Origin of the sequence: Nonomuraea sp. NPDC049758 (assembly GCF_040674635.1) — a bacterium.
Lineage (GTDB): Bacteria > Actinomycetota > Actinomycetes > Streptosporangiales > Streptosporangiaceae > Nonomuraea.
Map to the genome: position 1 here is coordinate 21391 of NZ_JBFAMZ010000033.1, position 12268 is coordinate 33658.

11 protein-coding genes are annotated in these 12268 nt (G+C 75.2%); 7 read left to right on the plus strand and 4 right to left on the minus strand.

Annotated elements, in window-relative coordinates:
• The first annotated feature begins 44 nt into the window (after positions 1-44).
• Both AB0J46_RS47350 and AB0J46_RS47355 read left to right on the plus strand, forming a co-directional pair.
• Positions 45-539 (plus strand): glycoside hydrolase family 20 zincin-like fold domain-containing protein, encoded by a 495-nt coding sequence (locus tag AB0J46_RS47350; protein WP_364342564.1) that lies wholly within the window; start codon positions 45-47, stop codon positions 537-539.
• A complete protein-coding gene (locus tag AB0J46_RS47355; RefSeq protein WP_364342567.1) occupies positions 536-1579 on the plus strand; it encodes a family 20 glycosylhydrolase in 1044 nt (347 codons plus the stop codon). The genes AB0J46_RS47350 and AB0J46_RS47355 overlap by 4 nt, the downstream gene beginning before the upstream one ends.
• An 82-nt stretch (positions 1580-1661) precedes the next feature.
• Here AB0J46_RS47355 and AB0J46_RS47360 read toward each other — a convergent pair whose 3' ends face one another.
• From AB0J46_RS47360 to AB0J46_RS47370, 3 genes are all read right to left on the minus strand, one after another.
• The gene (locus AB0J46_RS47360; protein ID WP_364342570.1) at positions 1662-2573 is read right to left on the minus strand and encodes a hypothetical protein; all 912 of its coding nucleotides are present in this window, start codon (positions 2571-2573) and stop codon (positions 1662-1664) included.
• Between the two features lie 217 nt (positions 2574-2790).
• Positions 2791-3435 (minus strand): response regulator transcription factor, encoded by a 645-nt coding sequence (locus AB0J46_RS47365; RefSeq protein WP_352351471.1) that lies wholly within the window; start codon positions 3433-3435, stop codon positions 2791-2793.
• On the minus strand, positions 3432-4436 hold the full coding sequence (locus AB0J46_RS47370) for a histidine kinase (RefSeq protein ID WP_364342573.1): 1005 nt from the start codon (positions 4434-4436) through the stop codon (positions 3432-3434). Before AB0J46_RS47370 ends, AB0J46_RS47365 begins: the two co-directional genes overlap by 4 nt.
• A 446-nt stretch (positions 4437-4882) precedes the next feature.
• Here AB0J46_RS47370 and AB0J46_RS47375 point away from each other — a divergent pair, with 446 nt between their 5' ends.
• Entirely contained in the window at positions 4883-5341 is a 459-nt protein-coding gene (locus AB0J46_RS47375; protein ID WP_358301452.1) for a CBS domain-containing protein, read from the plus strand.
• A 5-nt stretch (positions 5342-5346) separates the two neighbouring features.
• The gene (locus tag AB0J46_RS47380; RefSeq protein ID WP_358008863.1) at positions 5347-6630 is read left to right on the plus strand and encodes an ArsB/NhaD family transporter; all 1284 of its coding nucleotides are present in this window, start codon (positions 5347-5349) and stop codon (positions 6628-6630) included.
• 15 nt (positions 6631-6645) lie between these two features.
• Here the strand turns inward: AB0J46_RS47380 and AB0J46_RS47385 are convergent, their stop codons facing one another.
• Positions 6646-7530: a phosphotransferase gene (locus AB0J46_RS47385; RefSeq protein ID WP_364342578.1), complete on the minus strand. Its 885-nt coding sequence runs from the start codon at positions 7528-7530 to the stop codon at positions 6646-6648.
• A 510-nt stretch (positions 7531-8040) separates the two neighbouring features.
• Between AB0J46_RS47385 and AB0J46_RS47390 the strand changes: the two genes are divergently transcribed.
• The 3 genes from AB0J46_RS47390 to AB0J46_RS47400 all read left to right on the plus strand — a co-directional run bounded on the left by AB0J46_RS47390 (position 8041) and on the right by AB0J46_RS47400 (position 12194).
• Positions 8041-8979 (plus strand): lysophospholipid acyltransferase family protein, encoded by a 939-nt coding sequence (locus tag AB0J46_RS47390; RefSeq protein WP_364342581.1) that lies wholly within the window; start codon positions 8041-8043, stop codon positions 8977-8979.
• 126 nt (positions 8980-9105) lie between these two features.
• Positions 9106-11340, plus strand: a complete 2235-nt coding sequence (locus AB0J46_RS47395; protein ID WP_364342584.1) for an MMPL family transporter — start codon at positions 9106-9108, stop codon at positions 11338-11340.
• The gene (locus AB0J46_RS47400) at positions 11337-12194 is read left to right on the plus strand and encodes a lysophospholipid acyltransferase family protein (RefSeq protein ID WP_364342587.1); all 858 of its coding nucleotides are present in this window, start codon (positions 11337-11339) and stop codon (positions 12192-12194) included. Before AB0J46_RS47395 ends, AB0J46_RS47400 begins: the two co-directional genes overlap by 4 nt.
• Positions 12195-12268: the final 74 nt, after the last annotated feature.

Below are 12268 nucleotides of genomic sequence, written 5' to 3' on the forward strand. Positions count from 1 at the left end.
TGACCCCGGACGCACGGCCTGGCGGGGCTGCTGGGAGGCCGGCGATGAGGGCCGCGCTGGTGCCGTGGCCGCACGCGGTCGCGCTCGACCCCGCGACGACGACCGTCCTGCACCCCGGCCGCGTCGGGATCCGGGCGGACGATCGTCTGCGCGACGCCCGCGCGTGGCTCGAAGGCGAGCTCGCCCGGCTCCCCGCGACCCCCTCGGCGGGTCAGCCGTCCCCGTCGCGCGTCGTCCTGCTGATCGGCGAGGCGCCCGGCGACGTGCCGCCGGCCGGCGGGATCGCGCCGGAACAGCTCCCCCCGGACGAGCGGCACACCGTGACGATCGCCCCGGGGGAGATCACGATCACCGGCCCGACCCCGCACGCGGTCCTGCGGGGCGCCGCGACGCTGGTGCAGCTGGCGGAATCGGCGGCGGGCCGGCTGCCGGTCGGGCGCATCGCCGACGGGCCCGCCCTGGCGTGGCGGGGCCTGATGCTCGACGCCGTCCGGCATCCCTTCCGCCCGGACGAGATCCGCCGCGTCATCGACCTGTGACGCGGTACAAGCTGAACGTGCTGCACCTGCACCTCACCGACTCCGGCGGCTGGCGGCTGCAGTCGGCAGCCCGTCCCGCGCTGGACGCGACCTCGCCCGGCGAGCTGATCACGCGGCGCGAGCTGGCGGAGCTGACGGCGTACGCCGCGGCGCGCGGGGTGACGATCGTGCCCGAGATCGACCTCCCCGGGCACGCCCACGCCGCGATCCGCGCCTACCCGGAGCTCGCCGGCGACGGGACCGCCGCCCGTCTGGGCTACGTGGATCCGGCCGTGCCCGGGGCCGAGTCCTTCATCGCGGAGACCGTCGCCGAGTTCGCGCAGGCGTCCCGTGCCCGGTTCGTGCACGTCGGGGGTGATGAGCCGTTCGGGATGCCCGTCACGGCGTACACGCGCGCGGTCGGCGTGGCCGTCCGCGCGGCGCACGACGCCGGCAGCCGGGTCGTGGCCTGGCAGGAGACGGTACGCGCCGGGGCGCTGGGTGACGGCGACCTCGTGCAGCTGTGGATCGGCGCGGAGACGAGCATCGACGCCGACGCCAAGAAGGCCGAGCTGCCGGAGTCCGCGCACCCCTTCGTCGACCAGATGGTGGCGTTGTTCGCCCTCGCGCCGTCCGACGGGCCCGCCGCGGCGGCGGCCGGGCTGCCGGTGCTGCTGTCCTCCAGCGACGTGCTGTACTACGACCGCCCGTACGCCGAGCCCGCCGCGGACGCCGAGGGGGAGGCGCGCCGGGCCCGGCTCGGGTTCCGCGACTATCCGGCCAAGACCCTCCGGCAGATGTTCGACTGGACCCCGCGGTCCCTGGTGCCGGGGCTCGACGTCCGCGTCGCCGGGGTGGAGGCCGCGATCTGGTCGGAGACGATCACGTCCTTCGACGACCTGGCGTTCCTGCTGCTGCCCCGTCTTCCGGCCGCGGCCGAACGATCCTGGACGCGCGAGCCGGTGACCTGGGAGGACCACCGGGCACGCCTGCGACCGCACGCCGCCACGTGGCAGGCGACGGGATGGGGAGCGGCGTACCGGCCCGCGGCGGAGCCGTGACCCCGCCGCGGCCCCGGGGCTCGTAGCGGTCCCGGGGCTGGTCGTGGTCCCGGGCTCGCCGCGGCCCCGGAGGTCGTCGTCGTCAGGCTCGCACGGGTGACCCGCCGAGCTCGGTCACCGTCAGGGCGCGCAGCAGGTACGGGTGCAGGCCCTCGGCCCGCGGCCGGGGCAGGCCGGCGGCGATCGCGGCCTCGGTGAGCGCGGCCCGCGTCCAGGCCAGGTCGACCGGCCGGCCCGCCTCGCCGGTGAGCAGCGGGTGGTCGGCGGGCCGGTCGCCGCACAGGCGGCGCAGCGGGCGGCGCAGGTAGGGGGCGAGCGGGAAGGCGACGATGTCGCCCCGCCCGTCGTGCAGGGTGATCAGCACGGGGTCGCCGGCGCCCGCCAGGTGCACGTCGCACGGGGTCAGCCGGGCCAGCGCGTCGACGGACGCGCCGGTGGACTCCAGCAGCCCGACGGCCACGGCCTCGGCTAAGCGCCCCTCCTCGGCCAGCAGGGCGACCCCGCCGCGCAGCAGCCGCCGCTCGGCCGGGGTGGGCGGGTGAGCGGCCGGCGCCGGGAGAGCCGGCCCGTGCCGTCCGGCGAAGGCGTAGAACGAGGCCAGCACGGCCCGCCTGCGGATCACCGTCGCGCGCGCCAGCGGCCGGCCGGACGGCGCCAGACCGGCGGTGAGCGCGGCCAGGCAGTAGGCGTCGACCTGCGATCCGGCCCCCAGCACGTCGCCGCCGGGATCCTGCCCGCGCAGCCACCGCAGGTAGGAGGCCAGCACCCGCAGCCGCGTCCGCCGCAGGGCCGGGGAGGGCCGCTCGCGCAGCCAGGCCGCCGCCACGCCGGCCGCCGCCGGGCCCAGCCCCTCGACGACGTCGACGTCGGCCGCGGGGACCTCGCCCCCGTCGCCGGGACCGCGCCGCGGACGCAGCCCCTCGATGCGGGAGACGAGGCCGCGGGCCTCCTGACCGGTGAGCGCGCCCCGGGACGCGACGGTGTCCTCGGCCATGCTCAGCACACGACCGGTACGACGACGGGATCGGCGGCAGGGTCGGCGGCGGCCCGTGCCGGAGCACAACAGGACGAAAGGGAGGCGTGGAGGACGTCACTGCTCGCGCCCAACGGACCCATCATGATCTCGATCGTCTCATGGAACTGCGCCCGCGGGCTCCATCCGGCCGGGCCGCCGGGGCCGCGGGACCCCGGGGCGCGGCCGTCGGCCGAGGTCAGGGTTCGATCAGGCCGGCGCGGATGGCGTAGCGGGTCAGGTCGAGCCGGTCGTTGAGGCCGAGTTTGGCCAGGATGTTGCTGCGGTGGCGGTCGACGGTCTTGGGGCTGATGACCAGGGTGTCGGCGATGGCCTTGGTGGAGTGGCCCTCGGCGATGAGCTTGACGATCTCCTCCTCGCGGGCGGTCAGCAGGCTGTCGGGCAGCGGGTCGCCGTGCCGGTGGCGGTGGAGGTAGTCGCGGATCAGCGCGGTGACCGCCCCCGGGTAGAGGAACGGCTCGCCGCGCATCGCCGCCCGGCACGCCTCGATGAGGTCGCGGTCGGCCACCGACTTCAGCACGTAGCCGCAGGCCCCGGCCTTCAGCGCGGCGAAGAAGTACTGCTCGTTGTCGTACATCGACAACATCAGCAGGCGGATGCCGGGCCGGCGGCGGGAGATCTCCCGCGCGGCCTGCAGGCCGGTCATGCGCGGCATGGCGATGTCCAGGACGACCAGGTCGATGTCGTGGGTGCGGACGGCCTCCACCGCCTCGGCCCCGTCGGCCGCCTCGGCGACCACGGTCAGGTCGGGCTCGGCGTCGAGGATCAGGCGGACGCCCTGGCGGACGAGCGCGTGGTCGTCGGCGAGCAGGATGCGGGTCATCGGGCGTTCTCCTTGGCCGCGCCGGGGACGGTGAGGACGATCTCGGTGCCGCCGCCGGGCGGCGAGTGCACGCTCAGGCGGGCCCCGATGAGCAGGGCGCGCTCGTGCATGCCGCGGATGCCGGCGCCCGGCTCGCCGATGCCGCCCCGGCCGTCGTCGGTGACGCGCAGGACCAGGTCGCCGTCGTCGGACGTCAGCGTGAGCGTCGCCCTGGTGGCCTGGGCGTGGCGGGCGACGTTGGTCAGGCTCTCCTGGGCGATGCGGTAGAGCACCAGCTCGACCTCGGAGCTGAGCGGCGGCAGCCCTGCGGCCAGTCTACGCGTGACCTCGACCGTGCCGGTCTGCGACAGGTCGGTGGCCAGCGCGGTGAGGGCGCTGGTCAGCCCGAGGTCCTCCAGGACGCCGGGGCGCAGCCGGTGGGCGACCTGGCGCACCTCGTCCAGGCTGGTCCTGATCGCCTCTTGGGCGTGGCCGAGCTCGTCGGCCAGCTCCGCGGGCGCCCGGTCGCGCACCCGCTTGAGCGCCAGGAGCGCGACGGTGAGGCTCTGGCCGATCTCGTCGTGCAGCTCGCGGGCGATGCGGCCGCGTTCGGCCTCCTGGGCGGCCAGGGCCTGGGCGCTGGCCACGCTTCGCTCCTCCTCCAGCCGGTCGAGCATCTGGTTGAAGGTGTCGGTGACGCTGCGCAGGTCCCGGTTGCCGGCGGGCAGCCGGTCGTGGGTGTGCAGCAGGTCCACCCGCCGCATGAGGGCGGTCAGGGAGGTCAGCGGGGCCAGGCTGGCCCGCACCAGGAACGCGTTCGCCGCCAGGATCAGCGCCAGGCCGATGAGCAGCACCGGGACCTCGGTCAGCAGCACCGGTGAGGAGACCGTCGCGGGTGACAGCGCCAGCACGAACGTGCCCGCGGCGAAGACCAGCGCGTTGATGACGAACAGGCGGCGGAACAACGCCTGGGCCGGGGTGCGGCCAGGCGGCTCCGGCGCGGTGGCGACGGCGTCTCTCATGCCTTCAGCCTGGGCGTTCGCCGCCCGCGCTGTCCACTGACCCGGCCCGAATACGGTCGCGCCCCCACCCGATATGGGGGCCGGACCCGATGGGCGCCGCCCCCCGCGCGGTGATGGCATGGTCTCCCCGGAAAACAGGGACGGACCGTAAGGAGGTGGGCGATGCGTGGCACGGACCTTCTCCGAGCCGCGGCGGCAGGACCGCTTCTCCTCCTGCCCGCCCGCGGGTCGCGGTCCGTCCCCCGGGGCCATCTGACGCGCGGGCCGCGCCGGGGGCCGGCCGCCGTCCCGTGGCCGGGGCAGAGCGCCTGAGCCGTCCCGGCCGCCTTTGTGACCTTCGCCCATGCCCCCGCTGGAGGCTCCCCATCAAGATCCGCCATACGACCGTGCCCCGAACCGGGGCGAACCGTCGTCTTCCCACCACTTCGACCACCGTGGACGGTGCCATGCGAGCACAGGACATCGCCGTCACCCTGCCGACCGTGACGGCCCGCGACTCCGTGGGACGCGCCGTGCGCCTGATGGTGGTCAACCGGCTGCCCGGACTCATCGTGGTGGACGAGCGGGGCAGGCCGGCGACCGTGCTGCCGGGCACGCAGGTGCTGCGGCTGGCCATCCCCGGCACGTACCAGGAGGACCAGGCCCTGGCCCGCACCCTCGACGAGAGCGACGCCGAGCTGTTCTGGCAGGAGCTCGCGCACCTGACGGTCGGCGACTGCCTGCCCAGGCCGCCCGCGCGGCCCGTCACCGTGCCGCCGGACGCGACCCTGCTGGAGGTGGCGGCGCTGATGGCCCGCACGCGCAGCCCGCTGGTCGCCGTCCTCGGCCCGGACGCCACCCTCACGGGGGCGATCACGCTGGAACGCCTGCTGACCAGCCTGGCCATCACGAGCCTTCCGGACTGATCCGCATGAGCGCGATCCTGGCCCTATCCATCTTCGTGGTGGCGTTCTTCTTCATCGCCACCGAGAAGGCCGACAAGGTCAAGGTCGTCCTGGTGGCGGCCGGCCTGATGACCGTGCTGGGGCTGACACCGGGGGAGGAGGTGTTCTCCTCAGGGCACGCGGGCATCGACTGGAACGTCATCTTCCTGCTGCTCGGCATGATGATCATCGTGGGGGTGATCAAGCAGACCGGGCTGTTCGACTACCTGGCGATCTGGGCGGCCAAACGCTCGCGGGGGCGGCCGTACCGGCTGATGGCGATGCTGATGGCCATCACCGCCGTGGCCTCGCCGTTCCTGGACAACGTCACGACGATCATGCTGGTCGCGCCGGTGACGGTGATGGTGTGCGGGCGGCTGCGCATCCCGGCGCAGCCGTACCTGATCGCCGAGGTGCTGGCCTCCAATATCGGCGGGGCGGCGACGCTGATCGGCGACCCGCCGAACATCATCATCGGCAGCCGGGCGGGGCTGACGTTCAACGACTTCCTCGTCCACATGGCGCCCGCGGTCGTGGTGATCTTCGGGGTGTTCGTGCTGCTCACCTACCCCCTGTTCCGCCGGTCGTTCCACTACAATGCCGAGCACGTCGCCAAGGTGATGGCGCTGCAGGAGCGGCGGGCCATCACCGACCCGGCGCTGCTGGCGCGGTCGATGACGGTGCTGGCCGGGGTGGTGACGGCGTTCGCGCTGCACTCCGTGCTGCACCTGGCGCCCTCGATCATCGCCCTGGTCGGCGCGGGGGTCATGCTGCTGGTCTGCCGGGTCGAGCTCGGGGACGTGCTGCGCGAGGTCGAATGGCCCACGCTGGTGTTCTTCGCCGGGCTGTTCGTCATGGTCGCGGGTCTGGTGCACACCGGCATGATGGAGACCATCGGCCGCGCCACCATCGACCTGTTCGGCGACAACTACTTCGCCGCGGCCACCTCGCTGCTGTTCGGCTCCAGCGTGCTGGGGGCGTTCTTCGACAACATCCCGTACGTGGCGACGATGGCGCCGGTGGTGGAGGAACTGGCCGCCGCCGCACCGGACGCGTCCACCGGGCAGGCGCTGTGGTGGGCCTTCGCCTTCGGCGCCGACTTCGGCGGCAACGGCACCGCGGTCGCCGCCAGCGCCAACGTCGTGGCCCTCGGGATCGCCGCCCGCACCGGGAACCCGATCTCCTTCTGGCAGTTCACCCGGTACGGCATCGTCGTCACCCTGGGCAGCACGGCCCTGGCCTGGGTGTACGTCTGGCTGCGTTACTTCTGACCCGGGCCGCCCGGGTCAGGGGCGCAGCCGGTGGAACAGCTCGACCCGGGCCCGGTGGTAGTCGAGGTCCTCCTCGTCGTGCGGCACGCCCGCCGCGGCGGCCTTGCGGAAGTAGGCGTGCTCCCTGCGCAGCTTGTGCCGGACGAGCTGGGCGAGCGACTCGTCGTCGAGGGGGGCCGCCGTGCCGCCCTCCTCGTGGTAGGCGGCCACGAACTCCTTGCTGGGGCCGGTCAGGTCGTCGCCCCACTCCAGCGCGGCGGCGGCCAGCTCCAGCTCGGGGGCGCCGACGAAGGTCTCGTCCCAGTCGAGGACGGCGACGATGCGGCCGTCCCTGGCCAGGGTGTTGCCGGTGTAGTAGTCGCCGTGCAGCGGGTGGCGTACGGGATGCCCGGCGTGGAAGGCCGCCAGCCAGCGGTCCAGGACGGGGTCGTGCAGGTCGGCGGCGTCCGGGGGCGGGTCGCCGTACAGACCGGACTCCTGGAAGGCGGGCACGGGACGCGGGCCGGGACGCAGACCGGCCAGCGCGCGGTGCAGCCTGGCCAGCAGCCGCGCGCCCGCCTCCCGCTGCGCCGGGACGTCGGAGTCGGGCCACTCGCCCTCGACGTAGGGCCAGCAGGAGATCGGCCGCCCCGCCACGACGACCACCGTCGCGCCGCCCCCGGTGGCCAGCGGGGCGACGGCCTCGGGGAGCGTGGTGGCGGCGTGCCGGGCGACGGCGTGGCACCACTCCGACTCGGCCACCCCGCGCGCGGCCGGGCCCACCCGGACGACGTGGTCCCCGAGACGGTAGGCGGCCGACTCCTCCCCGCCGTGCAGCCGCTCGCCCTCTCCTTCGGCGCCCCAGGCCCGGGAGACGGCGGCACGGATCTCGGGGGTGAGGGGCGTCTTTGCGTAGATCACCTTGTCAGGTTATGGGGCTCAGGTCATGAGCTGGGACGGCTTGGGGAGTGTTCTGCCAAGGTCGGGCGACACGTGGCGCAAATTCGGCGCTCTCCGCCGGAGGGCGCTTAACCTGCACTAACAGGATCATCATCCGCTTGTCACCCCGCGGTCAGGGCCGCCGGTGCCGAGCCCGCTCCGAATTCGGGACGCTCATGATCGTGCAGTCACATGAAATCGCCCAAAGCACACATCCGCCCCATATCCGCCCGTCCCGGCGCCGGGGCACCCACACGCCACCTGGCGCCGCGCGCCGCGGCCCGCAGCCGGCCGACGCCGTCGCGCCCGGCCTGCGGCGAGCCGTTGCCGTCGTGCCCGGCTCGTCCGCCGTGGGCCTGCCGCCCGCCGTCGTCTCGCGCTGCCGTTAGCGCCGCTCGGGCCGGCCCGCCGATCACCGTCTGGGAGTCCCGCGTGTCCCATCCGACTCCACCCGCAGTGCCGACTGCGGCGCCGTCCGTGATGCCGTCCGTGATGCCGTCCGCTGTGCGGTCCGTCGTGCCGTCCGCCGGGGCGGGGCGGGGGCGTGCGACGTGGCGGCACGTCGCCGGCCCCGGCCGGCGCGTGGAGATCAACCCGTGGCTGGCGCGGGCGCCGTGCTCGGTGCGCGCGTGCCTGCCGGAGGAGGCCGTCGCCGCCGGGCGGACGCGCCGCGCGGCCCGGCTGTGCGGCGCCCTGCTGGTGCTGCTGGCCGCGCTGCCCGCCTTCCTCGTCATGGGGGCCGCGCCGAGGCTCTGGCGGGCCAGGACCGCGCAGGCGGCGGCCCGGCTGCTGCTGCGCGCGCTCGGCGTCCGGGTCGAGGTCGCCGGTCCGGCGGACCTCGCGGGGACGGCGGCCGGGGTGCTCGTCGTGGCCAACCACGTCTCGCTGCTCGACCCGCTGGTCATGCTGGCCGCGCTGCCCTGCCGCCTGCTGGCCAAGCGGGAGGTGCGCCGGTGGCCGCTCATCGGGACGCTCGGCGCGGCCTGCGGGGCGCTGTTCATCGACAGGGAACGCCTGTCCACGCTGCCCGCCGCGGTGGGCCTGATCCGCGACGCCCTGCTGGCCGGGGAGACGGTCGCCGTCTTCCCCGAGGGCACCACGTCCTGCGGGCGCGAGGTCGGCACGTTCCGGCCCGCGGTCTTCCAGGCGGCGATCGACGCGGGGGCGGCGGTGTGCCCGGCCGTCCTGCGCTACTACGAGGGACCGCGCCCGTCGAGCCGGGGGAGCTGGGTGGGCGAGGACTCGGTGACCGGGTCCGTCGTCCGGGTGGCCGGGACGCGGCGGCTGCGGGCCGAGGTGCGGCTCACCCCGCTCCTGCCGCCGCCCGCGCCCGCCCGCGGGCCGCTCGGACGGGCCGCCCTGGCCCGCGCCGCCGAGGAACGCGTACGCGCCGGCCTCGACCGACCGCACAAGCCAACCGCACAGGACTGACCACACAGGCCCGCGCCGCGGAGGAGCGCGTGCGCGGCGGCCTCGACCGTTACTCGACGTAAGGATTCACCGATGTGGGGCAATTCGCCGCCGTCCGGCCGTGGGCGGAGGTGGCCGCGACGGGTCGTGCTCTGGGGCGCGGCCGTCACGTTCGCCGTCTCGCTCGTGGCCGGCCTGGACGTGCACGACCGGCTCGTGCTGGGCGACATCGTGCCGCTCGGATCGCAGTCCCTGCGCGCGGACGACATCCTCCAGGACGCCTTCCACGCGGGCAACGCCGACCTGGTCCTGATCGCCCGCGCCGCACACCCGGTCGACGACCCCGAGATCGACGCCGCCGGGACGCGGCTCACCGAACGCGTCTCGGCCGATCCCGGCGTGTGGCGGGTCACCTCGTACTGGCGTGGCCACGAGCCCAGGCTGCGCAGCGGCGACGGGCGCGCGGCGGTCGTCCTGGCCCACCTGAGCGGCGACAACGCCGCCCGCAACGCCGCCGCTCGGCGGATCATGGACTCCCTGCACGGCCGCTACGGCCCCCTGTCGCTGACCGCCACGGGCGAGGCCCAGGTACGCGTCGAGGCGCAGGACCGCAGCGAGACCGACCTGCGCACCGCCGAGCTGATCGCCGCGCCGCTGACCCTGGCCATCCTGTGCGTGGTGTTCGGCAGCCTGGTCGCCGCCCTGCTGCCGGTGCTGATCGGCGCGCTGGCGGTGATCGCCACCATGGCCGTGCTGCGGCTGCTCACCGAGGTCATGGAGATCTCGGTGTTCGCGCTGAGCATCTCCAGCGCGCTCGGCTTCGCCCTGGCCGTCGACTTCAGCCTGTTCATCGTCACCCGCTTCCGCGAGCAGCTCGCCCAGGGCCAGGACGCCGTCCAGGCCGTCTCCGTCACCATGCGCACCACCGGCCGGGCCATGGCCTGCTCGGCGGCCACCGTGGCGCTGTCCATGTCGGCGCTGCTGCTGTTCCCGTTCACCATCCTGCGCTCGCTGGCCGTCGGCGGGATGACGATCAGCCTGACGGCGGCCGCGGCCAGCCTCGTGGTGCTCCCGGCCGTGCTCACCCTGCTCGGCGACCGGGTCAACCGGCTTCCCGTGCCCGGCCCGTGGAACGCCGCGCGCCGGTCCGCGCCGCCGGTGGAGGACGGGCCCTGGTACCGCCTGGCGGTCGCCGTCATGCGCCGCCCGCTGGCGGTGGCCGTGCCCACCACCGCGCTGCTGCTGGCCATGGGCGCGCCGTTCCTGGGCGCCCGCTTCGGCACGCTGGACGACCGCATCCTGCCGCCCGACGCGCCCGCCGCCCGCGCGGCGCAGGCGCTGCGCGCGGAGTTCGGCGGGCAGCAGGTCGTCGGCGGCACCATGATCGTGCTGCCGGACCTGCGGATGACCGGGCAGAGCTCCGCCGGCCCGCTGGACGGCTACGCCAGGCGCCTGGCCGCCACCGACGGCGTGCTCCGGGTGGACACGGCCGGCGGCTCCTACAGCCGGGCCGCCACCGTGCCGGGGCCGGGCCGCCGGTTCACCGGCGAGGCGGGCACCTGGCTGCTCGTCACCACCGCGCACGAGCCGTACTCGGTGGCCAACAGCGAGCTCGTCCGGCGCCTGCGCGCGATCCCGGCCCCGGGCCAGGCGCTGTTCGCCGGGCCGGGCGCCGAGCTCGACGACATCAGGCAGAGCATCGCCGGCACGCTGCCCACGGCCCTGGCGCTGATCGCGCTGGCCACCCTGGCCATGGTGACGCTGCTGACCCGCAGCGTCGTGCTGGCCGTCAAGGCCCTGGTGATGAACGTGCTCAGCCTCACCGCCACCTTCGGCGCCCTGGTCCACGTCTTCCAGGACGGCCACCTGCGCGGGCTGGTCGGCGACTTCACCGCCACCGGCAGCATCGACGCCCTCATGCCCACGCTGATCTTCTGCGTCGCCTTCGGCCTGTCCATGGACTACGAGATCTTCCTGCTGTCCCGGATCACCGAGGAGTACCGCGACCGCGGCGACACCGCCACCGCGGTCGCCACCGGGCTGCAGCACACCGGGCGGCTGTTCACCTCGGCCGCCGTCATCTTCGCCGTCGTCATGGCCGCCGTGGCGACCTCCGGCCTGGCCGTGCTCAAGATGATCGGGGTGGGCATCGCGGTGGCCGTCCTGGTCGACTGCACGCTGATCCGCACGCTCCTCGTGCCCGCCGTGATGCGCCTGGCCGGGCCCGTCAACTGGTGGTCGCCCCGGCTGCTGCGCGGCAGGCGGGGGAGCGGCGGCGGCTCTCCCGGCGACCCGCCGCGCGTCCCCGTCGGCGCGGCCGCGGGCGGCCCGGACGGGACGGAGCCCGCGGCGCCGGCGAGCACACCCGCGAGCACGCCGTGACGACCGTCCGCGATCAGGACCACCGCCACGAGCGGCCGCCGTCCGGGCCGGGGCTGTCGCCGTGCACGCCGGACGCGTGCGTCCGGCCGCCGGTCGCCGCCGCCGGGCCGGTGCGCCGGGCCGCCCGCCTCCTCGGCTGCGCGCTGGCCCTGGGAGCCGCCCTCACGCTGTCGGCGATGCCCGCCCGCCGCGCCGGCGCCCTGCGCGCACGCCTCGCGCGCAGGGCCATGGGCCTGATCGTGCGCGCGCTCGGCATCACGGTGCGGATCCCCGGCGGTGTCCCCGCCCTGGACGGCCACGGCACCCTGCTGGTGAGCAACCACATCTCGTGGGCCGACCCGCTGATCATGGCGGCCCTCACGCCGGCCCGCCAGCTCGCCAAACGGGACATCGGACGGTGGCCGCTGATCCGGTCGCTGGCCGCGGCCCACCGCACCCTGTTCATCGACAAGGACCGGTCGGCCGGGCTGCCCGCCGCGATCACGGCCGTCGCCGCCGCGCTGCGCGACGGGGACGCGGTGCTGGCCTACCCCGAGGGCACCACCTGGTGCGGGCAGGCCATGGGAGCCTTCCACCCGGCCCTGTTCCAGGCCGCCGTCGAGGCGGGCGCGACCGTCCGGCCGGTGGCGCTGCGCTACCGCGAAGCCGGCGCGCCCTCCACCCGCGCCGCCTGGATCGGCGTGGAGTCCCTGCCGGTCTCGCTGCTGCGCGTGGTCGCGACCCGGAACCTGGTGGCCGAGGTGACGTTCCTGCCCCCCGTGCGCCTCGAGCTCACCGGACGGCCGCGCGCGGACCGGGCGGCGCTGGCCGCGCTGACCGAGTCGCGGGTCAGGGACGCTCTGGGCCCGGCTTGATGGACATTTGAGGTGTCATACCCGGACCCGCCCACACTCCTGGAGCACACTCGGACACGCCCCCCATCCGCCGA

What these genes read in the sequence shown, in the direction of transcription:
- AB0J46_RS47350 (WP_364342564.1), top strand. Translation starts at nt 45, where the DNA reads ATGAGGGCCGCGCTGGTGCCGTGGCCGCACGCGGTCGCGCTCGACCCC.
- AB0J46_RS47360 (WP_364342570.1), bottom strand. Translation starts at nt 2,573, where the DNA reads ATGGCCGAGGACACCGTCGCGTCCCGGGGCGCGCTCACCGGTCAGGAG.
- AB0J46_RS47365 (WP_352351471.1), bottom strand. Translation starts at nt 3,435, where the DNA reads ATGACCCGCATCCTGCTCGCCGACGACCACGCGCTCGTCCGCCAGGGC.
- AB0J46_RS47370 (WP_364342573.1), bottom strand. Translation starts at nt 4,436, where the DNA reads ATGAGAGACGCCGTCGCCACCGCGCCGGAGCCGCCTGGCCGCACCCCG.
- AB0J46_RS47375 (WP_358301452.1), top strand. Translation starts at nt 4,883, where the DNA reads ATGCGAGCACAGGACATCGCCGTCACCCTGCCGACCGTGACGGCCCGC.
- AB0J46_RS47380 (WP_358008863.1), top strand. Translation starts at nt 5,347, where the DNA reads ATGAGCGCGATCCTGGCCCTATCCATCTTCGTGGTGGCGTTCTTCTTC.
- AB0J46_RS47390 (WP_364342581.1), top strand. Translation starts at nt 8,041, where the DNA reads ATGCCGTCCGCTGTGCGGTCCGTCGTGCCGTCCGCCGGGGCGGGGCGG.